At 70.9% G+C, this 21,329-nt stretch carries 26 protein-coding genes; 18 read left to right on the forward strand and 8 right to left on the reverse strand.

What is annotated here, in order from left to right:
• Window positions 1-20: 20 nt before the first annotated feature.
• A complete protein-coding gene (locus tag AMO33_RS00185) occupies window positions 21-1,025 on the forward strand; it encodes a TerC family protein (protein ID WP_011210394.1) in 1,005 nt (334 codons plus the stop codon).
• A gap of 21 nt (window positions 1,026-1,046) precedes the next feature.
• Here the strand turns inward: AMO33_RS00185 and AMO33_RS00190 are convergent, their stop codons facing one another.
• Window positions 1,047-1,331 (reverse strand): YciI family protein, encoded by a 285-nt coding sequence (locus AMO33_RS00190; RefSeq protein WP_011210393.1) that lies wholly within the window; start codon window positions 1,329-1,331, stop codon window positions 1,047-1,049.
• Window positions 1,332-1,392: 61 nt separating this feature from the next.
• Window positions 1,393-1,959 (reverse strand): amino-acid N-acetyltransferase, encoded by a 567-nt coding sequence (locus tag AMO33_RS00195; protein ID WP_011210392.1) that lies wholly within the window; start codon window positions 1,957-1,959, stop codon window positions 1,393-1,395.
• Between the two features lie 170 nt (window positions 1,960-2,129).
• Between AMO33_RS00195 and pgsA the strand changes: the two genes are divergently transcribed.
• From pgsA to AMO33_RS32020, 6 genes are all read left to right on the forward strand, one after another.
• Complete coding sequence (gene pgsA / locus AMO33_RS00200; RefSeq protein ID WP_041560267.1) at window positions 2,130-2,768, forward strand: CDP-diacylglycerol--glycerol-3-phosphate 3-phosphatidyltransferase; 639 nt, start codon at window positions 2,130-2,132, stop codon at window positions 2,766-2,768.
• Between the two features lie 29 nt (window positions 2,769-2,797).
• Window positions 2,798-3,289, forward strand: coding sequence for a CinA family protein (locus AMO33_RS00205; RefSeq protein WP_041561198.1), 492 nt, complete (start codon window positions 2,798-2,800; stop codon window positions 3,287-3,289).
• Window positions 3,290-3,425: 136 nt separating this feature from the next.
• Complete coding sequence (locus tag AMO33_RS00210; RefSeq protein ID WP_060589707.1) at window positions 3,426-3,863, forward strand: helix-turn-helix domain-containing protein; 438 nt, start codon at window positions 3,426-3,428, stop codon at window positions 3,861-3,863.
• Window positions 3,864-4,061: 198 nt separating this feature from the next.
• Window positions 4,062-4,889, forward strand: a complete 828-nt coding sequence (locus AMO33_RS00215; protein WP_011210388.1) for a PspA/IM30 family protein — start codon at window positions 4,062-4,064, stop codon at window positions 4,887-4,889.
• 57 nt (window positions 4,890-4,946) lie between these two features.
• On the forward strand, window positions 4,947-5,804 hold the full coding sequence (gene pspM / locus AMO33_RS00220) for a phage shock envelope stress response protein PspM (protein ID WP_220276232.1): 858 nt from the start codon (window positions 4,947-4,949) through the stop codon (window positions 5,802-5,804).
• 163 nt (window positions 5,805-5,967) lie between these two features.
• Window positions 5,968-6,141 (forward strand): hypothetical protein, encoded by a 174-nt coding sequence (locus AMO33_RS32020; protein WP_011210386.1) that lies wholly within the window; start codon window positions 5,968-5,970, stop codon window positions 6,139-6,141.
• 107 nt (window positions 6,142-6,248) lie between these two features.
• Here AMO33_RS32020 and AMO33_RS00225 read toward each other — a convergent pair whose 3' ends face one another.
• Window positions 6,249-6,836 (reverse strand): peptidylprolyl isomerase, encoded by a 588-nt coding sequence (locus AMO33_RS00225; RefSeq protein WP_240327354.1) that lies wholly within the window; start codon window positions 6,834-6,836, stop codon window positions 6,249-6,251.
• Window positions 6,837-6,923: 87 nt separating this feature from the next.
• Here AMO33_RS00225 and AMO33_RS00230 point away from each other — a divergent pair, with 87 nt between their 5' ends.
• From AMO33_RS00230 to AMO33_RS00245, 4 genes are read left to right on the forward strand one after another with little or no spacing between them, the layout of a single operon-like run.
• The gene (locus tag AMO33_RS00230) at window positions 6,924-7,631 is read left to right on the forward strand and encodes a PIG-L deacetylase family protein (protein ID WP_011210384.1); all 708 of its coding nucleotides are present in this window, start codon (window positions 6,924-6,926) and stop codon (window positions 7,629-7,631) included.
• A gap of 37 nt (window positions 7,632-7,668) precedes the next feature.
• Entirely contained in the window at window positions 7,669-8,832 is a 1,164-nt protein-coding gene (locus AMO33_RS00235) for a glycosyltransferase (RefSeq protein ID WP_060589711.1), read from the forward strand.
• 46 nt (window positions 8,833-8,878) lie between these two features.
• Window positions 8,879-9,073: a DUF3046 domain-containing protein gene (locus AMO33_RS00240; RefSeq protein ID WP_011210382.1), complete on the forward strand. Its 195-nt coding sequence runs from the start codon at window positions 8,879-8,881 to the stop codon at window positions 9,071-9,073.
• Window positions 9,070-10,212 carry a phosphotransferase gene (locus AMO33_RS00245; RefSeq protein WP_082668536.1) on the forward strand — a complete coding sequence of 381 codons (1,143 nt, stop codon included), beginning with the start codon at window positions 9,070-9,072 and terminating at the stop codon, window positions 10,210-10,212. Before AMO33_RS00240 ends, AMO33_RS00245 begins: the two co-directional genes overlap by 4 nt.
• A 35-nt stretch (window positions 10,213-10,247) precedes the next feature.
• On the opposite strand, the gene AMO33_RS00250 is transcribed toward AMO33_RS00245, so the two are convergent.
• A complete protein-coding gene (locus AMO33_RS00250; protein WP_041560266.1) occupies window positions 10,248-10,772 on the reverse strand; it encodes a CGNR zinc finger domain-containing protein in 525 nt (174 codons plus the stop codon).
• Window positions 10,773-10,927: 155 nt separating this feature from the next.
• On the opposite strand from AMO33_RS00250, the gene AMO33_RS00255 reads away from it, so the two are divergent.
• From AMO33_RS00255 to AMO33_RS00280, 6 genes are all read left to right on the forward strand, one after another.
• Window positions 10,928-11,389, forward strand: a complete 462-nt coding sequence (locus AMO33_RS00255; protein WP_060593211.1) for a VOC family protein — start codon at window positions 10,928-10,930, stop codon at window positions 11,387-11,389.
• Between the two features lie 11 nt (window positions 11,390-11,400).
• Entirely contained in the window at window positions 11,401-12,282 is an 882-nt protein-coding gene (locus AMO33_RS00260; RefSeq protein WP_060589713.1) for a pyridoxamine 5'-phosphate oxidase family protein, read from the forward strand.
• A 19-nt stretch (window positions 12,283-12,301) separates the two neighbouring features.
• Window positions 12,302-12,754, forward strand: a complete 453-nt coding sequence (locus AMO33_RS00265) for a nuclear transport factor 2 family protein (protein WP_060589715.1) — start codon at window positions 12,302-12,304, stop codon at window positions 12,752-12,754.
• A 173-nt stretch (window positions 12,755-12,927) separates the two neighbouring features.
• Window positions 12,928-13,971 (forward strand): recombinase RecA, encoded by a 1,044-nt coding sequence (gene recA, locus AMO33_RS00270; protein ID WP_011210376.1) that lies wholly within the window; start codon window positions 12,928-12,930, stop codon window positions 13,969-13,971.
• A 508-nt stretch (window positions 13,972-14,479) separates the two neighbouring features.
• A complete protein-coding gene (recX, locus tag AMO33_RS00275) occupies window positions 14,480-15,067 on the forward strand; it encodes a recombination regulator RecX (RefSeq protein ID WP_082668699.1) in 588 nt (195 codons plus the stop codon).
• 165 nt (window positions 15,068-15,232) lie between these two features.
• Window positions 15,233-16,084 carry a 3-hydroxyacyl-CoA dehydrogenase gene (locus AMO33_RS00280; RefSeq protein WP_060589717.1) on the forward strand — a complete coding sequence of 284 codons (852 nt, stop codon included), beginning with the start codon at window positions 15,233-15,235 and terminating at the stop codon, window positions 16,082-16,084.
• Window positions 16,085-16,103: 19 nt separating this feature from the next.
• On the opposite strand, the gene AMO33_RS00285 is transcribed toward AMO33_RS00280, so the two are convergent.
• From AMO33_RS00285 to AMO33_RS00300, 4 genes are all read right to left on the reverse strand, one after another.
• On the reverse strand, window positions 16,104-17,003 hold the full coding sequence (locus AMO33_RS00285) for an amino acid ABC transporter permease (RefSeq protein WP_060589719.1): 900 nt from the start codon (window positions 17,001-17,003) through the stop codon (window positions 16,104-16,106).
• The gene (locus AMO33_RS00290; protein ID WP_011210371.1) at window positions 17,000-17,671 is read right to left on the reverse strand and encodes an amino acid ABC transporter permease; all 672 of its coding nucleotides are present in this window, start codon (window positions 17,669-17,671) and stop codon (window positions 17,000-17,002) included. Before AMO33_RS00290 ends, AMO33_RS00285 begins: the two co-directional genes overlap by 4 nt.
• 90 nt (window positions 17,672-17,761) lie before the next feature.
• Window positions 17,762-18,595 (reverse strand): glutamate ABC transporter substrate-binding protein, encoded by an 834-nt coding sequence (locus tag AMO33_RS00295; RefSeq protein ID WP_011210370.1) that lies wholly within the window; start codon window positions 18,593-18,595, stop codon window positions 17,762-17,764.
• Window positions 18,596-18,660: 65 nt separating this feature from the next.
• Window positions 18,661-19,389, reverse strand: coding sequence for an amino acid ABC transporter ATP-binding protein (locus AMO33_RS00300; protein WP_041560263.1), 729 nt, complete (start codon window positions 19,387-19,389; stop codon window positions 18,661-18,663).
• Window positions 19,390-19,686: 297 nt separating this feature from the next.
• On the opposite strand from AMO33_RS00300, the gene miaB reads away from it, so the two are divergent.
• Window positions 19,687-21,198 carry a tRNA (N6-isopentenyl adenosine(37)-C2)-methylthiotransferase MiaB gene (miaB, locus tag AMO33_RS00305; protein ID WP_060589721.1) on the forward strand — a complete coding sequence of 504 codons (1,512 nt, stop codon included), beginning with the start codon at window positions 19,687-19,689 and terminating at the stop codon, window positions 21,196-21,198.
• The last annotated feature ends 131 nt before the right edge of the window (window positions 21,199-21,329 follow it).

Genomic DNA, 21,329 nt, shown 5'->3' on the forward strand with positions numbered 1-21,329 from the left:
ACCGTCGAACGGAGTTCCGCATGCAGGTGAGCGCGCTCGAGTGGGTGGTCACCATCGCGGTGATTATCGGGCTCTTCGTCTTCGACTTCTACGCCCACGTGCGCACCCCCCACGAACCCACCTTCCGGGAGTCCGGCTTCTGGTCGGCGGTGTACATCGGCCTGGCACTCGCCTTCGGCGGCTACGTGTGGTGGCGGTGGGGCTCGACCTACGGCGGGGAGTACTATGCCGGTTTCGTCACCGAGAAGGCGCTCTCGGTGGACAACCTGTTCGTCTTCCTCATCATCATGAGCACCTTCGCCGTGCCGCGGATCTACCAGCAGAAGGTGCTGTTGATCGGCATCGTGCTCGCCCTGGTGATGCGCGGTGCGTTCATCGCCGTCGGTGCCGCCGCGATCAGCGCCTTCAGCTGGGTGTTCTACCTGTTCGGCGCCTTCCTCATCTACACCGCGATCAAGTTGATGCGCGAGAGCGGCCACGAGGTGGAGGCCGAGGAGAAACGCGACAGCCGCATCGTCACCCTCGTCAAGAAGGTGGTGCCCACCACCCAGGAGTACGACGGCGACCGGCTCGTCACCCGGGTGGACGGCACACGCGCGCTCACCCCGCTGGCCCTGGCGCTGCTGGCCATCGGCTTCGCCGACCTGCTCTTCGCGCTGGACTCGATCCCCGCGATCTACGGCCTCACCGAGCAGCCGTACCTGGTGTTCACCGCCAACGCCTTCGCGCTGATGGGCCTGCGCCAGCTCTACTTCCTGATCGGCGGCCTGCTCGACCGGCTGGTGTACCTGTCCTACGGCCTGGCCGCGATCCTGGCCTTCATCGGCGTGAAGCTGGTGCTGCACGCGCTGCACGAGAACACCCTGCCGTTCGTCAACGGCGGCGAGCACGTGAGCGTGCCGGAGATCTCCACGCCGCTCTCGCTGAGTGTCATCCTCGGCGTGCTGGTCGTGGCCACGGTGGCCAGCTTGATCAAGACACGCGGCCAGTCGGCGGTGCGCTCGCGCGTCGGCGAGGACCGGTGACCGAGGCCGGTCGCCGCTCGCTCAGTCGGTGAACGCGCCGAGTACCGGCAGCCATTCGTCGATCCGCACCGCGTCGATGAGCTGCTCGCGGGCGAAGGGGTCGTCGGCGAGCAGGGCGCGCAGCTCCTCGGCGCTCTCGGCGCGGAACAGCAGCAGCGCGCCCGATCCGTCGGTGTAGGGGCCGCTGGTGACCAGCGCGCCCGCGGTCAGCTGGTCGGCCAGCCAGGCGCGATGGCGCGGGCGATGGGTGTCGCGGCCCGGCACGGTGGCCTCGGAGTAGGTGTAGTGGACGGCGAAGAACGGCACGGGCTGGTCACTCCTGGCTGTGATCGAGCGGGGTCTGATCGAACGGGCGAGCGCTGGGCGCTCAGAGGGTCAGCAACATCCTGGTGTTGCCGAGCGTGTTGGGTTTCACATAACTGAGGTCGAGGAACTCGGCCACGCCGGTGTCGTAGGACCGGCACATCTCCGCGTACACCTCGGCGGTCACCGGCGTCCCGTCGATCTCCACGAACCCGTGCCTGGCGAAGAACTCCACCTCGAAGGTCAGCACGAACAGCCTGCGCAGCTCCAGTTCCCTGGCCACCTCGATCAGGCGCTGCACGATCAGCCTGCCCACCCCGCGGCCCTTGACGTCGGGATGCACGGCCACGGTGCGCACCTCGCCCAGATCGGCCCACAGCACGTGCAGGGCGCCGCAGCCGACCACCCGGCCGTCCAGCTCCGCCACCCAGAACTCCTGGACCGCCTCGTAAAGGGTGACCAGGCTCTTCTCCAGCAGGATGCGACCGGCGTACACGTCCACCAGGCGCTTGATCTCGGGCACGTCCGAGGTACGGGCGCGTCGCACGAGCGGGACGGAGCCGGGCGCGGCCGGGGCCGCGCCGGTGGGCGCGTCGCTGGTCGAACCACCTAGTGGTCCCCGAGAGGTCATGGGGTGCACAGTAGTCGGCCGGGTTACCGATAGTCTGAACGTGTGCCGCACATCCTGTCGTTCCGCTCACCGCATCGCGCCGGGGCAGCGCAACCGCAGGCTGTGACGTCGCGGGCGTCGCGCGGGAGCGAGGTTCCCGCGTGATCGAGGGCCGTCACGCCGATACGGCGATGTCGCGCCCCGGCCCGGATCAGGTGCCGGGGCGCCCCGGTTTCGTCGCGGCTCCCTCGGAAGCGGCGGTGCCCGTCCTCAACGTCGCGAACGTGCTGACGATGGCCCGCATCGCGATCGTTCCGGTGTTCGTGCTCGCGCTGTTCGCCGGTGGCGGGCACGACACGGGCTGGCGGATCGGTGCCGCCGCGCTGTTCGGCCTGGCCGCCATCACCGACCGCTTCGATGGGCAACTGGCCCGCAAATACGGGCTGGTCACCGACTTCGGCAAGCTCGCCGACCCCATCGCGGACAAGGCCCTCATCGGCGCGTCGCTGATCGGCCTGTCGGCGCTCGGTGACCTGCCGTGGTGGATCACGCTGGTGATCATCGCCCGAGAACTCGGGGTCACGCTGCTACGGCTGGTGGTGGTGCGGCGCGGGGTGATCCCGGCCGGCCGCGGCGGCAAACTGAAGACGCTGGTGCAGTCGGTCGCCATCGCCGTGCTGCTGCTGCCCCTCGCGGGCGGATTCGCGACGGCGGGAATGATCCTGATGTACGTGGCGCTGGTGCTGACGGTGGTGACCGGACTCGACTACGTGGGCCAGGCGGCGCGGGTGTGGTTCGCCGGTGGCACGCATCGGACCCGCGGCGCATGAGCGGGGCGGATGTGTCCGAACCGGCGGCCGTGCCCGACCCGCTCGCGGGGGACGCCCCGGTCGCCGAGCTGGTACGGGCCTTGCGGGCCGCGGGCCAGACGGTCGCCACGGCCGAGTCGCTCACCGCGGGCCTGCTCAGCGCCACCCTGGCGGGCGTGCCGGGTGCCAGCGCCGTACTGCGCGGTGGCCTGGTGGTGTACGCCACCGACCTCAAGCACACCCTGGCCGGGGTGAGCGCGGAGTTGCTCGCGACGGAGGGGCCGGTCGCGGCCAGCACCGCCGAACAGCTCGCCGTCGGTGCCCGCGCCCGCTGCGGGTCGGACTGGGGCGTCGGCCTCACCGGCGTCGCCGGACCCGACACCCAGGGCGGGCACCCGGTGGGGACGGTGTTCCTCGGGCTGTCCGGGCCGTGGCACACCGAGGTCATGCGGTTGCGGCTGGCCGGACAGCGGTGGACCATCAGACACACCGCGGCCCAGCGCGCGGTGGCGGAGCTGCTGCGGTGCGTCCGGAGCGGTTGAGAACGCTCGGGACGCTCCGCCGGAGTTCGCCGGGCGGGAACCACCGCGCGCCGCGGGACGTTGTGCCAGAAAGAGCGGTGCGCGCCAGGCGAGGCTGCCGGAGCGGGCACGGTGATCGGGAGCGAAGGAGATCGAGATGACGCTGCTGCGAGAGGCGATCGGCGACAGTCTGCGGCGTGCACGTCTCGCCCAGCACCGGACCCTGCGTGAGGTCTCCACCTCGGCGCGCGTGAGCCTGGGGTATCTGTCGGAGGTCGAACGGGGTCGCAAGGAGGCGTCGAGCGAATTGCTCGCCGCCATCTGCGACGCGCTGGACGTGCCGCTGTCGCGGGTGCTGTGGGACGTGAGCACGATCATGGCCGGGACGGACGCGGTGCCGGTCGAGGAACCGGCCGCGACCGAACCCACCCCGCACGAGGAGGCCGCGACCGCCGAACAGGACGCCCCCGTCGGCGAACCCGCCGGCGCGACCATGTCGGCCGCGGGCGCCGTCCGCCCGCAGATCGACGAGGACACCCGCATCGTGATTCCCGCCCCCACGGCGGACATGCTGGTGCTGGTGAAGAGCAACTGAGCCCGCGCAACCGGTGACCCGGCCGTCGTCTTCACTGGGGGCGGACGCCGAAAGCGGCTAGATTCTGTAGTAAGCGTCGGTTGGGCCGGCCGGTCCGGTCCAGGTGCCGCATCGTGGAGGATAAGGACAACCGGGTGCGCGAGGGTCGCGTGCCCTGGCCGCGTCAAGCGGTACATCAGATGGAGGCGGGATCAATCGATGGCTAATCCGTTCGTCAAGGCCTGGAAGTACCTGATGGCCCTCTTCGACTCCAAGATCGAGGAGCACGCGGATCCGAAGGTGCAGATCCAGCAGGCTATCGAGGAAGCCCAGCGCCAGCACCAGGCCCTCTCGCAGCAGGCCGCGTCGGTCATCGGCAACCAGCGCCAGCTGGAGATGAAGCTGAACCGGCAGCTCGACGAGGTCGAGAAGCTCAACGCCAACGCCCGCCAGGCCGTCATGCTCGCCGACCAGGCCAGCGCCGCGGGCGACACCGAGAAGGCGATCCAGTACACCAACGCCGCCGAGGCGTTCGCCGCGCAGCTGGTCACCGCCGAGCAGGCCGTCGAGGACCTCAAGGTGCTGCACGACCAGTCGCTGCAGGCCGCCGCCCAGGCCAAGAAGGCGGTGGAGCAGAACGCGATGCTGCTGCAGCAGAAGGTCGCCGAGCGCACCAAGCTGCTCAGCCAGCTCGAGCAGGCCAAGATGCAGGAGCAGGTCTCGGCCTCGCTGCAGCAGATGGACTCCACGCTGTCGGCGCCCGGCAGCACGCCCAGCCTGGACGCGGTCCGCGAGAAGATCGAGCGCCGCTACGCCAATGCCCTCGGCGCCGCCGAGCTGGCCCAGAACTCGGTGCAGGGCCGGATGATGGAGGTCCAGCAGGCCAGCGTGCAGATGGCCGGCCACAGCAGGCTCGAGCAGATCCGCGCCTCCATGCGTGGCGAGTCGCTGCCCGCCGGTGGCGCCAACCCCGCGATCAATCCCGCCCAGGCCGACCCGGCGCAGGCCCAGCCCCAGATGAACAAGGGCCAGACCGCCCAGCAGTGAGACCCGCGATCCGGTGAGCCGTCGGTGCCCTCGGTCGCGACAGGTGTGAGGAAACAGATGAGCCGCAAGCGAATTCCCGCCGCGTCCGCGCCCGCACCGTACGGCACGCCGCAGGCGGGGACCCTGCCCGAAACGCTGCGCGACATGGGCGAGTACGCCCTCGTCGCGGTCCGCCGCTGGGCCGACCCGCGCGAGCGCGAACTGCGCAGGCGCAGGCGTGCCCGCAGGCGCAGTGTCCAGCTGGGCACGGTCTCCGGCCTGACGACGGTGGGCACCCTCGGCCTGGTCGTCGTCTCCGCGCCGGTGTGGGCGGTACTCGCCCTGGGCGGCGGTGCGATCGCCGCGGTCACCGGCGCCGCTGTCAGCACCCGCCGGTACCTGCGCATGCGCGGCGCCCCGCTGCCGCAGCCGCGCTTCCAGCCCCGCCGCCAGCCGCCGCTGCGTTCGGCCGCCCGCGCGCCCATCGCCCGCCTGGTCCGGGCGGAGCGGGCGATGCACGGCGTCACCACCCAGATCGCCGCAGGTCGTCGACTCCCGCCCGACGAACTGGTCGAGATGGTGGAGACCGCCGCCTCCGGCGCCGCGGCACTGCACGCGCTGGCCGCCGACATCGTGCAGATGGAACAGGCGCTCGACGTGATCGGCCGGGGCAACCCGCAGGCGGCGGCGGCGCTGGCCGAGTCCACCCGCGGCGCGCTGGCCCGCCTCGAGGCCGGTGTGGGCGAATACGAGCAGGTGCTCGCCGCCGCCGGACATGTGCTGGCGGTACCCGAGAGTTCGGTGGTCACCTATCAATTCGAGGGCATCGTGGCCGACCTGCGCCACGCCGCCGACCGGCTGGACGGCTGGGCGCAAGCGCTCACCGAGATCGCCGACCGTCCCGTCCTGGACACCGCGCGGTCGCGGGTCCGCTGACCCCCGGGCCCGCCACCCACCGCGTCCCCCCGCGGCTCGGGGTGAACCCTGATTTCCACCCGGATATCGCCGTTGACCTGCTGATTTCCCGCCTTCGGGCTGCCAGGCTGGACGTATCGGGTCGCCGGACGGGCGATCGGAGGAGACATCCAGGAGGCTGGAAATGCTGTGGAAGATCATCGGTGTCGTGGCGGTCGTCTGGATCGCACTGGCCGTCATCGGTGCGCTGATCAAGGGGCTGTTCCCGATCCTGGTGATCAGCGCCCTCGTCTTCGGCGCGTACCTGCTGTACAAGGCGATCTCCGGTGCCGACCGCTCGACCGTCGACAAGTTGTAGCGCGAACGAGCCGTAGCGCGACGAGCCGTGGCGCGACGAGCCGTGGCGTCGAAAAACCAACGGGCCGTTCACCTTCCGGTGAACGGCCCGTCGTCGTCGGATCGCCGTCAGAGCTGCCCGCTGTCGGCGACGACCACCGGCTGCGTGGTCGCGCCGGTGTCGCTGCCCGTGGCCGCCACGGCCTGCACCACGTCCATGCCCTCGACCACCGTGCCGAACACGACGTGCTTGCCGTCCAGCCACGGCGTCGCGTCCAGGGTGATGAAGAACTGCGAGCCGTTGGTGCCCGGCCCCCGGTTGGCCATGCTGACCACGCCCGGCCCCGCGTGCGGCAGCTGGAAGTTCTCGTCGGCGAAGACGGGGCCGTAGATGCTGTGCCCGCCGGTGCCGTCACCGTGGGTGAAATCGCCGCCCTGGGCCATGAATCCGGGAATCACCCGGTGCAGGGTCGACCTGCGGTAGCCGAAGCCCTGCTCGCCGGTGGCCAGTGCGCGGAAGTTCTCGGCGGTGCGCGGCACCACGTCCGAGCGCAGCTCGATCACCACCCGGCCCGCGGGCGCGCCGCCGATGGTCAGATCCAGATACACCCGCGGCAGCGCGTCGGCATGCGCCTGCGGGGCGGTCAGCGGCCCGGGCGCGAGGAAGGTGAGCAGCGCCAGCGCGAGCACCGCCGCTGCGCGTGTGAGCTTCGTCATGGGCATGTGTCTACCGCATCGATCGCCCTCCCGCGCGCCCGGCCGCCGTTCTCGCCGCCGGGTGGGCGCCGATGTTTGAATGGGCGCATGGAGCAGGTTCCCGAGGACTGGCAACGCGGCCTGGTGATCGTGGCCCATCCCGACGACATCGAATACGGCGCGGCCGCCGCGGTGGCGCGATGGACCGAGCAGGGCAAGGACATTCGCTACGTGCTGGCGACCAGCGGCGAGGCCGGGATCGCCGGTCTGCCGCCCGCGGAATCGGGTCCGCTGCGCGAGGCCGAGGAGATCGCGGCCGCGGCCACGGTGGGCGTGCGCGAGGTCGAGTTCCTCGGTCACCCCGACGGGCGGCTGGAATACGGGCTGCCGTTGCGTCGCGATCTGGCCGCCGCGATCCGCCGGCATCGGCCGGAGATGGTGATCCTGCTGCATTTCGGCGACACCTGGGGTCCCGGCTATCTCAACAGCGCCGACCACCGCGCGGTCGGGCGGGCCGGTCTGGACGCGGTGGCCGACGCGGGCAACGAGTGGATCTTCCCCGAACTGGCCGACCTGGCGCCGTGGACCGCCCGCTGGGCGGCCGTCACGGGACCGGGCCCCACCCACGCGGTCGACGTCACCGACACGATCGACCGGGCGATCGCCTCGCTGTCCGAACACCGGCGCTACCTCGCCGCGCTCAGCGACGAGCCGGTGGCGGACCAGGTGCGCGCGATCGTCGAGATGGGCACCGGACCGATCGAGGGGTTCCCGGCCGAGCGCGCGGTGGGGTTCCGGCTCTACTACTTCCGGTGAGCGCGACCCGGCGACGACGGTGTGGCAGGCTGAGCCGATGCGTGTTGCCGTTGTAGCGGGCCCGGACCCCGGCCATGCGTTCCCGGCGCTCGCGCTGTGCGCGCGATTCCTGGCGGCGGGTGACGAGCCGGTGCTGTTCACCGGTCCGCGCTGGTTCGACATGGCCAAGACGGCCGGTATTCCGGTGCGCCGCCTGAAAGGCTTGGCGCCCAGGGCGATCGACGACGACCGCGACGCCGGCCGGCGGATCCACGAGCGCGCCGCGCACATCTCCACCGAGATCCTGCCCGACCTGGGCGCGATGCTGCCGGAACTGGTGGTCTCCGACGTGCTCACCGCGGGTGGCGGAATGGCGGCCGAACGGCTCGGGGTGCCGTGGGTGGAACTCGCCCCGCATCCGCTGTATCTGCCGTCGAAGGGGTTGCCGCCCATCGGCAGCGGCCTCGCGGTGGGGGAGGGCCTGCGCGGCAGACTGCGTGACGCCGTGCTGCGGGCGATGACCGCGCGCGCGATACGCACGGGCGAGCAGCAGCGCGCCCGCGCGCGGGAGAGCGTCGGGTTGCCCGCCGCCGATCCCGGCCCGTCGGCCCGATTGCTGGCGACCCTGCCCGCCTTGGAGGTGCCGCGGCCGGACTGGCCGGACAACGCCCACCTGGTCGGTCCGCTGCTGTGGGAGCCGACCGCCGACGTGCTGGCTCTGCCCCCGGGTGACGGCCCGCTGGTGGTGGTGGCGCCGTCGACCGCGCACACCGGCGTCATCGGCCTGGTCGACACCGTGCTGCGGGCCCTCGACGGCGCGGGCGTCCGGGTGGCGATCTCCATGCTGGACGAGCCACCCGCCGACCTGCCCGCCTGGGCCACCGCGGGCCTGGGCCGCCAGGACGAGTTGCTGAAACACGCCGCGGTGGTCGTCGGCGGTGGCGGGCACGGGCTGCTCGCCAAGTCGTTGCTGGCCGGGGTGCCCATCGTCACCGTGCCCGGCGGCGGCGACCAGTGGGAGCTGGCCAATCGGGCGGCGCGGCAGGGCAGTTCGATCGTGGTGCGCCCGCTGACGGCCGAGGCGGTGCGGGCCGCGGTGCTGGCCGTGCTCGACCATCCGCGCTACACCGCCGCGGCCGAGGCCGCCGCCATGACGGTGGCGCAGGTCGAGGACCCGGTCGAGGTGTGTCACCGGGTGCTCGACCGCGTGCGGGCCCGCTGACCCGCCACGGTGGGGCGGTCCGGCGCGGGCGGGTATCTTCGGGACGGTGCGGTTGACGGAGTTCCAGGAGCTGTTGCACACCGAGTTCGGCGTGGCCCGCGGCGACGCGCTGCTCGCCGATCACGTCATCCTGTCGCTCGGCGGCCGGACCGGCGCCGAGGCGATCGAAGCGGGCATCGATCCGCGTGAGGTGTGGCGGGCGCTGTGCGCGGAATTCGACGTGCCGAAGGCACGCTGGTGACCGGCCCCGAGGCGGTGACGACCGCGCCGGGTGAGTTCCGGACCTTCCGCCGGGCGGGGGTGGACCTGATGGTGCGCGGCCGGTACGGCGAGGCGCTCGACCGGCTCGACCGCGCCCTGGAACTGGCCCGCACCGAGTCCGACCGGATCGCGGTGTGGATCGAGCTCGCCGACGTCTACCGCTACCGGGGTGACCTCGGCACCGCCGAGACCCTCTACCGGCGCGCGTATCTCGCCGCCGGCGCGGATCCGGCGGCGTTCTCCTTCGCCGCCCATCATCTCGGACTGACCTTGGCCGCACGCGGCGAGCGGGATGCGGCGCGGGAGGTGCTCACCGAGGCGCTGCGGGTGCGGCTGGCCGAGGGCGATCCGGAGCTGATCGAATCGACCCGCACCGCCCTGGACACCCTCGACGAGCTGCGCGAGCCGCTGCCGGAGCCCGTGGCGGCGGTTCTCGGGCCGCGCCCGCGGTGGTCGGACGAGCACGAGGGCCGCAGCGGCGGCGTGGTCCGCGCGGGCGGGCACTGGGTCAAACGCGGCCCGCACGCGGTGGCGGAGTACGAACGACTGGAATGGTTGCGGCACAACGGTATCCGCGTGCCCGAGGTGGTGGTGTGCGCCGGTGGCGTGCTGGTGCTCGCCGACGCGGGGGTGCCCAGTCTGGCCACCCTGGCCGACACCGAGGGCGTCCCGATCGGCGCGACGATGGGCGCGCTGCTGCGGCGCCTGCACGCGTTGCCCGTCGCCGACTGCCCGTTCGACGGCCACCTGGACGGTGTGCTGGCCCAGGCGCGCCGCAACGTGATCGAAGGGCTGGTCGACGCCGACGACTTCGACGACGACAACGCCGACCATACGCCCGAATCGGTGCTGGCCGAGCTGCTGGACCGGCGGCCGCCCGAGGCGGATCTTGTGGTCGCCCACGGCGACTACACCCCGCCCAACGTGCTCGACGGCGACCTGCTGATCGACGTCGGCGCACTCGGGGTCGCCGATCGCTACCGCGACCTGGCGCTGGCCGAACGTGATCTGCGCGAGTACGGTCCCGCGGAGGTGACGGCCTTCTTCGACGCCTACGGCCTGCCCGAGCCGGATCGCGCGCGGCTGGAGTACTACCGCCTGCTCGACGAACTGTTCTGAGTCGGGACTGCTCGGCGGTCATGGCTTCTCGGCGGTCAGGATTTCTTGGCGTAGTGCCGGGCGGCCTTGGCGCGATTGCCGCAGGTGGCCATCGAATGCCACCGGCGGGTGCCGTTCTTGGACGTGTCGTAGAAGAACAGCACACACTCCTCGTGCGCGCACTGGCGGATCCGGTCGGGCGCGGCGGCCAGCAGGTCGAGCAGATTCGCCGCGGCCAGCCAGGCCGGTAACCACGCCGGATCGGCGACCTCGGGCTCGGCGGCCGGGCCGGACTCGGTCAGCGTGCGCCGGATCCGGCCGTGGGCGAGCACCGCGTTCAGAGCCGCGCGGGCGCGCGGGTCGTCGGTGCGGACCACGTCGTGGATGGCGTCCCGGGCGGCCAGGACCGCGGCGCGGGTGGCCTCGTCGGCGGTCGCCCGCCCGGCCAGCCCCGCCGAGGTCAGCCAGATGTCCAGGCCGGTGGTGTCGGTGAGCAGATCCTGGGGGCCGTCGCTGTTCCAGCGCGTGTTCAACAGGTCCAGGGCCAGCGGTTCCCCGAGGTGCGGACGTGGATCGGGCATGCCCGAGGGTATCGAGTGCGGAGGCCCACGCATGGGCGTCACCACCTTTCTAACCGCTTAAATCATTTCAATGGGTTGACTCTGTTGTGCCCCTCCGGCTACCGTTCTAACCACTGAAACCGTAAAAGACGGTTAATGATTCCAGGAGGATGTCCATGACCGCGGCGACCGCTCCGGTGCTCACCACCGGGCACATCGGGCTGAACGTCTCAGATCTCGACCGCTCGGCCGAGTTCTATTGCCGTGCCTTGGGTTTCGAGCAGATCACGGCCGGGGGAGAGGGTGACACCCGCTTCGCCTTCCTCGGGCGGGACGGTGCGCTGGTGCTGACCCTCTGGGCCCAGTCCGACGGCACGTTCTCCGCGCGCACGCCCGGCCTGCACCACCTGTCGTTCCAGGTCGAGGACATGGACCGGGTGCGCGCGATCGAACACACGCTGCGAGAACTGGGAGTCGCGTTGGTGCACGACGGGGTGGTGGCGCACGGCGAGGGCACGGCCTCGGGCGGCATCTTCTTCACCGATCCCGACGGCATCCGGCTCGAGGTGTACGCACCCAGCGGCGCCGAGAGCGCGCCCGCGCCCAGCGGTGCGGCGCCCACCTGCGGCTTCTTCTGAGGCTGCGCATCATGACGCCCTTCCATCCCGGCGAACTCGCCGTACAGCGGCGGCTGGGGCAGGACGGCATCGCGGCGAAGGTCGGGCGGACCATCCGCGCCGACATCCCGCCGGTGGCCGCGGAGTTCCTGGCCGCCCAGCCGATGGTGGTGGTGGCCGCCGCCGATGCCGGGGGCAGGCTGTGGGCGAGCGGGCTGGTGGGCGAACCGGGTTTCGTGCGGGTGATCGACGACTCCTCGATGACCCTCGCGGCCCGCCCCGCCGACGGCGATCCGCTCGCCGGCCCGCTCGCCCGGCCGGCGAGTATCGGCATGATCGCCCTGCAACCCTCCCGGCGCAGGCGGATGCGCGTGAACGGGCGGTCGGCGCCGCACGGTGCCGAGCTGGCGATCACCGTCGACCAGGTCTACGCCAACTGCCCGAAGTACATCTCGCGTCGCGCGGTCGTCGGCCACCGGCGCGACGGCGTGACGACGCCGCGCCGGGGCAGCGCCCTGGACGTGGCCCAGCAGGCGATGATCGCGGCGGCCGACACCTTCTTCGTCGCCAGCGCCGACCCGGACGGCCACGTCGACGCCTCGCATCGCGGCGGCAATCCCGGCTTCCTGCGGGTGCTCTCGCCGACGCGATTGCGCTGGCCGGACTACCGGGGCAACTCGATGTTCATGACGCTGGGCAATCTCGCCGCGTACCCGCGCTGCGGACTGCTCGTCCCGGACTGGACCACCGGCGGTGCGCTGCAACTCACCGGAACGGCCGCATTGAACTGGGACGCATCGACCTTCGCGCCCGGCTCGCAGTGCTCGATCGACTTCACCGTCGACGAGGTCGTCGCGTGGCCGCACGGCCCGCTGCGCTGGGGGCCCGCCGAACTGTCCCCCGTCAACCCCTGACCCACCCGGAAGGAACCCCGTGCGACCACCGTTGCCGCCCTTCGACCGCACCGCCGCCCTGGCCAAGGTGCGCGCCGCCGAACACGCCTGGAACACCCGCGACCCCGAACTCGTCGCCGCCGCGTACACCGCCGATTCGGTGTGGCGCAACCGCGCCGAGTACTTCACCGGCCGCGCCGCCATCGTCGACTTCCTCACCCGCAAATGGCGCATCGAGAACGGCTACGCGCTGCGCAAGGAGCTGTGGGCGCACGACGGCAACCGCATCGCCGTGCGCTTCCAGTACGAATGGTACGACGAGGCGGGCCGCTGGTGGCGCAGTTACGGCAACGAGCAGTGGGAGTTCGCCCCGGACGGGTTGATGTCACGGCGGGAGGCCGGCATCGACGACGTGCCGATCACCGAGGCCGAGCGTCGTATCCGCGGCCCGCGCGGTGCGGACGAGGAGGACACGCCCCTGCCGCTGTGGTAGGCCCCACGGACGGGTAGCGCGCGGATTGCCGGGGTGGGGCGATCCGCGCGGCGAGTCGCTTGGAGTCGAACACCTGTTCGTCTAGGCTCGGGGTCAGAACTTGTCGGTGCCGCCCTCTACTGTGGGCGCCAACCAGGACAACAGGACCTACCCGTCGAAAAGGGGATCAGGACATGGCACCACAGGCCTACGACCGCGACAAGGCCCTCGAGCTCGCGCTCGCCCAGGTCGAGAAGAGCTTCGGCAAGGGCGCGGTGATGCGGCTCGGCGAGGAGGCCCGCCAGCCCATCTCGGTGATCCCGACGGGCTCCATCGCGCTGGACGTGGCGCTGGGCATCGGCGGCCTGCCCCGCGGCCGCATCGTCGAGATCTACGGTCCGGAATCCTCCGGTAAGACCACCGTCGCCCTGCACGCGGTCGCCAACGCGCAGGCCGCGGGCGGTGTGGCCGCCTTCATCGACGCCGAGCACGCGCTCGACCCCGACTATGCGCGCAAGCTCGGCGTCGACACCGACGCCCTGCTGGTCTCCCAGCCCGACACCGGTGAGCAGGCGCTCGAGATCGCCGACATGCTGGTCCGCTCCGGCGCCATCGACATCATCGTCATCGACTCGGTGGCCGCGCTGGTGCCCCGCGCCGAGATCGAGGGCGAGATGGGCGACAGCCACGTCGGCCTGCAGGCCCGGCTGATGAGCCAGGCGCTGCGCAAGATGACCAGCGCGCTCAACAACTCCGGTACCACCGCCATCTTCATCAACCAGCTGCGCGAGAAGATCGGCGTCATGTTCGGCTCGCCCGAGACCACCACCGGCGGCAAGGCGCTGAAGTTCTACGCCTCGGTGCGCCTGGACGTGCGCCGCATCGAGACCCTCAAGGACGGCAGCGACGCGGTCGGCAACCGCACCCGCGTCAAGGTCGTCAAGAACAAGGTCTCCCCGCCGTTCAAGCAGGCCGAGTTCGACATCCTCTACGGCCAGGGCATCTCCAAGGAGGGCTCGCTGATCGACATGGGTGTGGAGCAGGGTTTCATCCGCAAGTCCGGCTCCTGGTACACCTACGAGGGCGACCAGCTGGGCCAGGGCAAGGAGAACGCCCGCAAGTTCCTGCTGGAGAACACCGACGTCCGCGACGAGATCGAGAAGAAGATCAAGGAAAAGCTCGGCATCGGCGCCGACCTGACCGCCGAGGACGCGGCCGAGGTGCCCGCCGATTTCTGAGCCGGACTCCGGCCGGCGCACCGTCGCGGACCGGGCTGCCGAGCAGCGGCCCGATCCGGTCGACGACATGAGCCGCCGGTTGCACGAACTCCTCGCCGGCGCAGGCGTTTCCGGACGCGATCACCCCGCGTCGGCGAGGCATGAACCCGTCCCGCGGGCCGATGGTGGTTCGGCCCGCGCGGACCGCCCGGGAACCCGGTCGAGCGAGCCCGATCCGCAGCGGGCGCGCTCGACCGGGTCCACCCACCCCCGCCGGAACCACCCCGAGCCGGAGCGGAGCCGCGGCGCTCGCGACCTCGCCGCGGCCGAGAGCCCCATCGCCGAGGGTGCGCGGGGCGTCGTCGAACCCTCGGATCGCGGCGGCTCCCAGGACGTCGACCCGGGGCGGAGCTCCGGTCGAGGTCGCCGCGGAGCGGCGGATCCCGGCCGAGGTGACGAGAGGCGACGGCGGGGCAAGAACTCCCGGTCGGCGGGCGCGGGTGGTCGCGCCGCGCGCCGGGCGGATCCGGTGGCGGCCGGATCCGAGTGGGAGGCGCAGGAGGCGGAGGCGGGCACGAGCCGGTCGACGTCGGAGCGCACCCCGCACGGCGGGACGGTCGAGCAGGCGAAGGAGGCGTGCTTGCGTCTGCTCGCCGTCCGCGCCCGCAGTCGCGCCGAACTCGCGCAGCGGCTGGCCGCCAAGGGCTACTCCGCCGAGGTCGCCGACGCGGCGCTGGCACGGCTCGCCGAGGTCGGGCTGATCGACGACGCCGCCTTCGCCGAGCAGTGGGTCGCCTCGCGACACACCTACTCCGGCAAGGGCAGGCAGGCGCTGGCGCAGGAGCTGCGCCGCAAGGGCGTCGCCGCCGCCGATGTCGACGCGGCCCTGGCCGCGGTGAGCGACGACGACGAACAGGCGCGGGCGGCCGAGCTGGTCCGGCGCAAGCTGCGCACCATGCCGCGAAACCTGGAGCGCGACAAGGTTCTTCGGCGGCTGGTCGGCATGCTCGCCCGGCGCGGGTACCCCCAGTCCACGGCCTTCGCCGTGGTGAAGGCCGAGCTGGGCGCCGCCGAGGACCTCGGCGCCGCGGGCATGGACGCCGGGCCGGCGGACTGACCGCCCCGGCGCCCCGGTCTGGATTGCCCGTATTTTGCGGAATCGTTATCGCCGTTGCCCGGTTTGCCCGTTCTCGCGCTGCCTGTCGGCGGCGGCGCCCCCCGCGGCCGGGCCATGATGGGTGGCGTGCCGAGGCGACCGCCGTCTCGCGGAGAGGAGAACAGCATGGCCGTCGACATCAAGAAGGTGACCGTTCTCGGGACCGGGGTGCTCGGCTCGCAGATCGCGTTCCAGACCGCCTTCCACGGGTTCGACGTCACCGCCTACGACATCAGCGAGCAGGCGCTCGATGCCGCGCGGGAGCGTTTCGCCAAGCTCGCCGCCGCCTACCGGCAGGACGTGCCGGGGGCCACCGAGGACAAGACCGAGGCCACCCGCTCGGGCATCACCCTCACCGCCGATCTCGCCGCCGCCGCCGAGGCCGACCTGGTGATCGAGGCGGTCCCCGAGGTGCTCGACATCAAGCGCGACACCTACCGGCGCCTGGGCGAACTCGCCCCCGCCCGAACGATTTTCGCGACCAACTCCTCCACGCTGCTGCCCAGCGACATCAAGGACTTCACCGGCCGCCCGGACCGATTCCTGGCCCTGCACTTCGCCAACCAGGTGTGGAAGTTCAACACCGCCGAGGTGATGGGCACCCCCGACACCGACCCCGCGGTCTACCGAACGGTGGTCGAGTTCGCCGAGGCCATCGGCATGGTGCCGATCGAACTGCACAAGGAGAAGTCGGGGTACGTGCTGAACTCGCTGCTCGTGCCGTTCCTCAACGCGGGGATGGCACTGGCCGCGGGCGGGTACGCCGAGCCCGAGGCCGTCGACAAGACCTGGCGCATCGCCACCGGCGCCCCGATGGGCCCGTTCCAGATCCTCGACGTCATCGGTCTCACCACCCCCTACAACATCCTCGCCCACGGCGATGCCGACACCCAGAAGCTGGCGACCTGGTTGAAGGAGAACTACATCGACAAGGGCAAGCTCGGCATCGCCACCGGCGAGGGCTTCTACAAGTACTAGCTCACGGACAGATACCGGCTCACTTCTTCTCCAGGTCCATGCCCGGTGCGGCGTCGGTGATGATCGAGTCCGCGGCCAGCACGGCGCCACCGCCCTTGGCCCGGCGCCCGGCGCGCAGGCGTCGCTCCAGCCGGGTGGCGACCACGGTCAGGGTGCTGTTCAGGGCGATCATCACCACGGCGACCACGATCAGCGCCGGAATGGTGTTGCTCTCCGAGGCGCCGAGCTGCTGACCCGACCGCACGATCTCGACGTAGGTGATCTGGTACCCCAGGGCCGTGTCCTTGAGCGCGACCACCATCTGCGAGATCAGCGCGGGCAGCATGGCGGTGATGGCCTGCGGCAGCAGGATCAGCCGCATCAGCTGGTTCTTGCGCAACCCGAGCGCCATCGCGGCCTCGGTCTGCCCGCGCGGCAGCGACCGGATGCCCGCGCGCACGATCTCGGCGATGACCGAGCCGTTGTAGACGGTGAGCGCGGTGACCACGGCGGCCAGCGCCAGATCGTCGGACTTGAACAGGTCGTATTCGCTGTAGAGGGCGAACAGGAAGATCATCAGGATCAGCACCGGGATGGCCCGGGCGAACTCGACGATCGCGCCGGCGACGATGCGCACCCAGCGGTGATCGGACAGCCGGAGGATGCCGAAGATCATGCCGATCACCATCGCGAACACGATCGACAGCAGCGCGGCGACGATCGTGCCGCGCAGGCCGGGCAGCAGGTAGGTCTCCCAGACCTCGCCCTCCAGGAACGGCTTCCACTTGTCGGCCTCGAACTGGCCCTTCTCCTCGAACGCGCGGAAGAACAGGTAGCCGACCACCAGGATCGCGGCGGCGACGAGCACGGAGAAGACGTGGTTGCGCACCCGTGCCCGGGGGCCGGGCGCGTCGAACAGGACCGAAGCGCCTGCACTCATCGGGCCACCTCGTATCGTTTCGCGAGCCAACCGAACAGCAGGCCGGTCGGCAGGGTGATCAGGACGAAGCCGAAGGCGAAGATCGCGCCGATGGCCAGCAGCGCGGCCTCGGTCTCGATCATCTCGGCCATCAGGTGCGCGGCCTCGGCGACGCCGATGGCGGCGGCGATGGTGGAGTTCTTCGTCAACGCGATCAGCACGCTGCCCAGCGGCGCGATCACCGACCGGAACGCCTGCGGCAGCACCACCAGCCGCAGGTTCTGGCTGAAGCTGAAGCCGAGCGAGCGGCCCGCCTCGGACTGGCCGAGCGGCACCGTGTTGATGCCCGAGCGCAGCGATTCGCAGACGAACGCGGCGGTGTAGACGCTGAGGCCGACGATCGCCCAGCGGTAGTTGTTGTCGGCGATGGAGTCACCGGCCAGCTTCCACCCCAGCGCCGAATACAGGCCCAGCGAGCAGAACACGATGATCAGCGTGAGCGGGGTGTTGCGGAAGATCGTGACGTAGGCGGTACCCAGCCAGCGGGCCACCGGGATCGGGGACACGCGCATCGCGGCGACGATCGTGCCGAGAATCAGCGCGCCGACCGCCGAGAACAGGGTCAGCTTGATCGTCACCCAGAAGGCTTGCAGGATCTGGCTGTCGTACTCCGAGATCAGGTCGAACACGGCCGGCGCGTCCCTCCCATCGGTGTGTGGTGGTCGATCGGTGGTGAGATGGGCGGGTGGCCCGCGCGCGGCGGGCCACCCGGGTGGGAATCAGTAGCGGTCCACCTGCGGCGGGGCCGACGGGGTGAAGCCGGAGGCACCGACGTTCTCCTGCAGCGCCTTGGCCCAGGAGCCGTCGGCGATCATCGCCTCGATCGCGTCGTTGATCTTGTCGCGGGTCTCCTGGTCGCCCTTCTTCAGGCCGATGCCGTAGTTCTCGGTGGTGAACGGCTGCCCGACCACCTTCAGCTGGCCGGGGGACTGGGCGGCGAAACCGGCCAGGATGATGTCGTCGGTGGTCACCGCGTCGACCGAGCCGTTGCGCAGCGCCTCCACGCACAGCGAGTAGGTGTCGAACTCCTGCAGCTGGACGTCCTGGGCGTACTTGTCCTTGACGTTCTGCGCGGGCGTGGAACCCTTCACCGAGCACAGCTTCTTGTTGCCGTTGAGGGATTCGACCCCGGTGATGTCGGTGTTGTCGGCCTTCACCAGCAGCGACTGCCCCGCGATGTAGTAGGGCCCGGCGAAATCGACCTTCTCCTTGCGCTTGTCGGTGATCGAGTAGGTCGCCACGACGAAGTCGACCTGCCCGTTCTCGATCAGCGTCTCGCGCTGCGCCGAGGGGGCCTCCTTGAAGGTGATGCCGTCGGGCTGCACGCCGAGCTTGCCCGCCACGTACTGGGCGACCGCGACGTCGAAGCCGGTGTAGGCGCCGTCCTTGGTGCGCAGGCCGAGGCCGGGCTGGTCGTACTTGATGCCGATGGTGAGCTTGCCCTCCTGGGCGTGCTCGAGGGCGCTGCCCTCGTCACCGCCGCCGCAGGCGGTCGCGGCCAGGGCCAGGGCGAGCGCCCCGACGCCGAAACGAAGTGCACGGGTGATCCTCATCGAGTTCCTAACTCCTTGTGTGGTTGTCGCTACCGGTGTCCGGAGGCTTCGACGGGCCGAGAGGGTCAATGGCTGAGAATCTTGCCCAGGAAGTCCTTGGCCCGTTCGGATTTCGGTGCGGTGAAGAAGGTCTCGGGATCGGTGTCCTCGACGATGGCGCCGTCGGCCATGAACAGCACCCGGTTCGCCGCGCGGCGGGCGAAGCCCATTTCGTGGGTGACCACGAGCATCGTCATGCCGTCCTTGGCCAGCGAGACCATCACGTCGAGCACCTCGTTGACCATCTCCGGGTCGAGGGCGGAGGTCGGCTCGTCGAACAACATCACCTTCGGGTTCATCGCCAGCGCCCGGGCGATGGCGACGCGCTGCTGCTGACCGCCGGACAGCTGCGCCGGGTACTTGTCGGCCTGGTCGGCGATGCCGACCCGTTCGAGCAGTTCCACCGCCCTGGCGCGGGCCTGCTCCTTCTTGACCCCGCGAACCTTGACCGGGGCCAGCATCACGTTCTCGAGAATCGTCTTGTGCGCGAACAGGTTGAACGACTGGAACACCATGCCGACCTCGGCGCGCAGCGCGGCCAGCGCCTTGCCCTCGGCGGGCAGCGGCACGCCGTCGACGGCGATGTCGCCGGAATCGATCGGCTCGAGGCGGTTGATGGTGCGGCACAACGTGGATTTGCCCGAACCCGAAGGGCCGAGCACGATCACGACCTGTCCGCGCGGCACCTCCAGGTTGATGTCGCGCAGTACGTGCAGCTTGCCGAAGTGCTTGTTCACCGCGCGCATCGAAACCATCGGCGGCGCAGAACTCGCGGGGCCCTTGTCCAAGCTCGGGGTGTCGCCGGTCGTGCCGGGCGTGGCGGCGGCATCACTCATGGTCCAAGACCTTAAGGGGAAATCCGCGTTTTGCCCTGCTTTCCACGACACGCCGCGACGGCACGCCGCATCGTCACGTCGTCGTAATCTGCCGTCACCCGCCCCGCCCGCGCCCGGTGCCAGCGCGGATGCCGTGCGCGGGGCCCGCGGCGGCCCCCGTACCCTGGACAGGTGGAATCGACACCGAAGAGCATCGGGGTGGACGCAGGACAGGTGATGACGCGAGCGCGCAGTTACGAGATCCGTACCTTCGGCTGCCAGATGAACGTGCACGATTCCGAACGTCTGTCCGGTCTGCTCGAGGACGCCGGCTACGTCAAGGCCGCGCCGGGGGCGACGGCCGACCTGGTGGTGTTCAACACCTGCGCGGTCCGCGAGAACGCCGACAACAAGCTGTACGGCACCCTGGGCCACCTCGCGCCGGTGAAGGCGGGCAGGCCGGGGATGCAGATCGCCGTGGGCGGCTGTCTGGCCCAGAAGGACCGCGACACCGTGGTGCGCAAGGCGCCCTGGGTGGACGTGGTGTTCGGCACGCACAACATCGGCTCGCTGCCGGTGCTGCTCGAGCGCGCCCGCCACAACGAGCAGGCGCAGGTGGAGATCCTGGAGTCGCTGGAGGCGTTCCCCTCGACGCTGCCCGCCAAGCGCGAGTCCGCCTACGCGGGCTGGGTGTCGATCTCGGTGGGCTGCAACAACACCTGCACCTTCTGCATCGTGCCCGCGCTGCGCGGCAAGGAGGTCGACCGCAGGCCCGGTGACGTGCTCGCCGAGGTGCAGGCCCTGGTCGATCAGGGCGTGCTCGAGGTGACGCTGCTCGGCCAGAACGTCAACTCCTACGGCGCGTCCTTCGCCGACCCGGACGAGCCGCGCGACCGCGGCGCCTTCGCCAAGCTGTTGCGCGCGTGCGGCGGAATCGAGGGGCTGGAGCGGGTGCGCTTCACCTCGCCGCATCCGGCGGAGTTCACCGACGACGTCATCGAGGCGATGGCGCAGACCCCCAACATCTGCCCGCAGCTGCACATGCCGTTGCAGTCCGGCTCGGATCGGGTGCTCAAGGCGATGCGGCGCTCCTACCGCAAGGCGCGCTACCTGGGCATCATCGAGAAGGTGCGGGCGGCGATGCCGCACGCGGCCATCACCACCGACATCATCGTCGGCTTCCCCGGCGAGACCGAGGAGGACTTCCAGGAGACCCTGGACGTGGTGCGCCAGGCCCGGTTCACCAGCGCGTTCACCTTCCAGTACTCCAAGCGGCCCGGCACCCCGGCCGCGGAGATGGCCGACCAGGTGCCCAAGCAGGTGGTGCAGGAGCGCTACGACCGGCTGATCGCGTTGCAGGAGGAGATCTCGCTGGCGGCCAACCGCGAGCTGATCGGCACCGAGGTGGAACTGCTGGTCGCCGAGGGCTCGGGCAAGAAGAACGCCGCCACCGCGCGGATGAGCGGGCGCGCCAGGGACGGCAGGCTCGTGCACTTCCGGCCCGGCGGCACCGCCGAGCCGGTCCGGCCCGGCGACCTGGTCACCGTCGACATCACCGAGGCCGCGCCGCATCACCTGATCGCCGACGCGCCGGTCAAGACGCATCGGCGCACCCGGGCGGGCGACGCGCACGAGCGCGGCATCACCCCGAAGACCGCGCCCATCGGTGTCGGTCTCGGCCTGCCCCGTATCGGCGCGCCCGCCCCCGAGCCGGTGGCCGCGGGCTGCTCGACCGGTTGCGGCGGATGACCGGGCCGGGCGAGCACGACGACGACCGCCGCGAGGGCGGCGCGGACGACGGCACCGATCCCGGTACTACGCCGCGTAGTGGGTCGCCTGCCGGGGCGGAGCCCACGGATGGCACAGTGGACCGGGACCAA

Origin of the sequence: Nocardia farcinica (genome assembly GCF_001182745.1) — a bacterium.
Lineage (GTDB): Bacteria > Actinomycetota > Actinomycetes > Mycobacteriales > Mycobacteriaceae > Nocardia > Nocardia farcinica.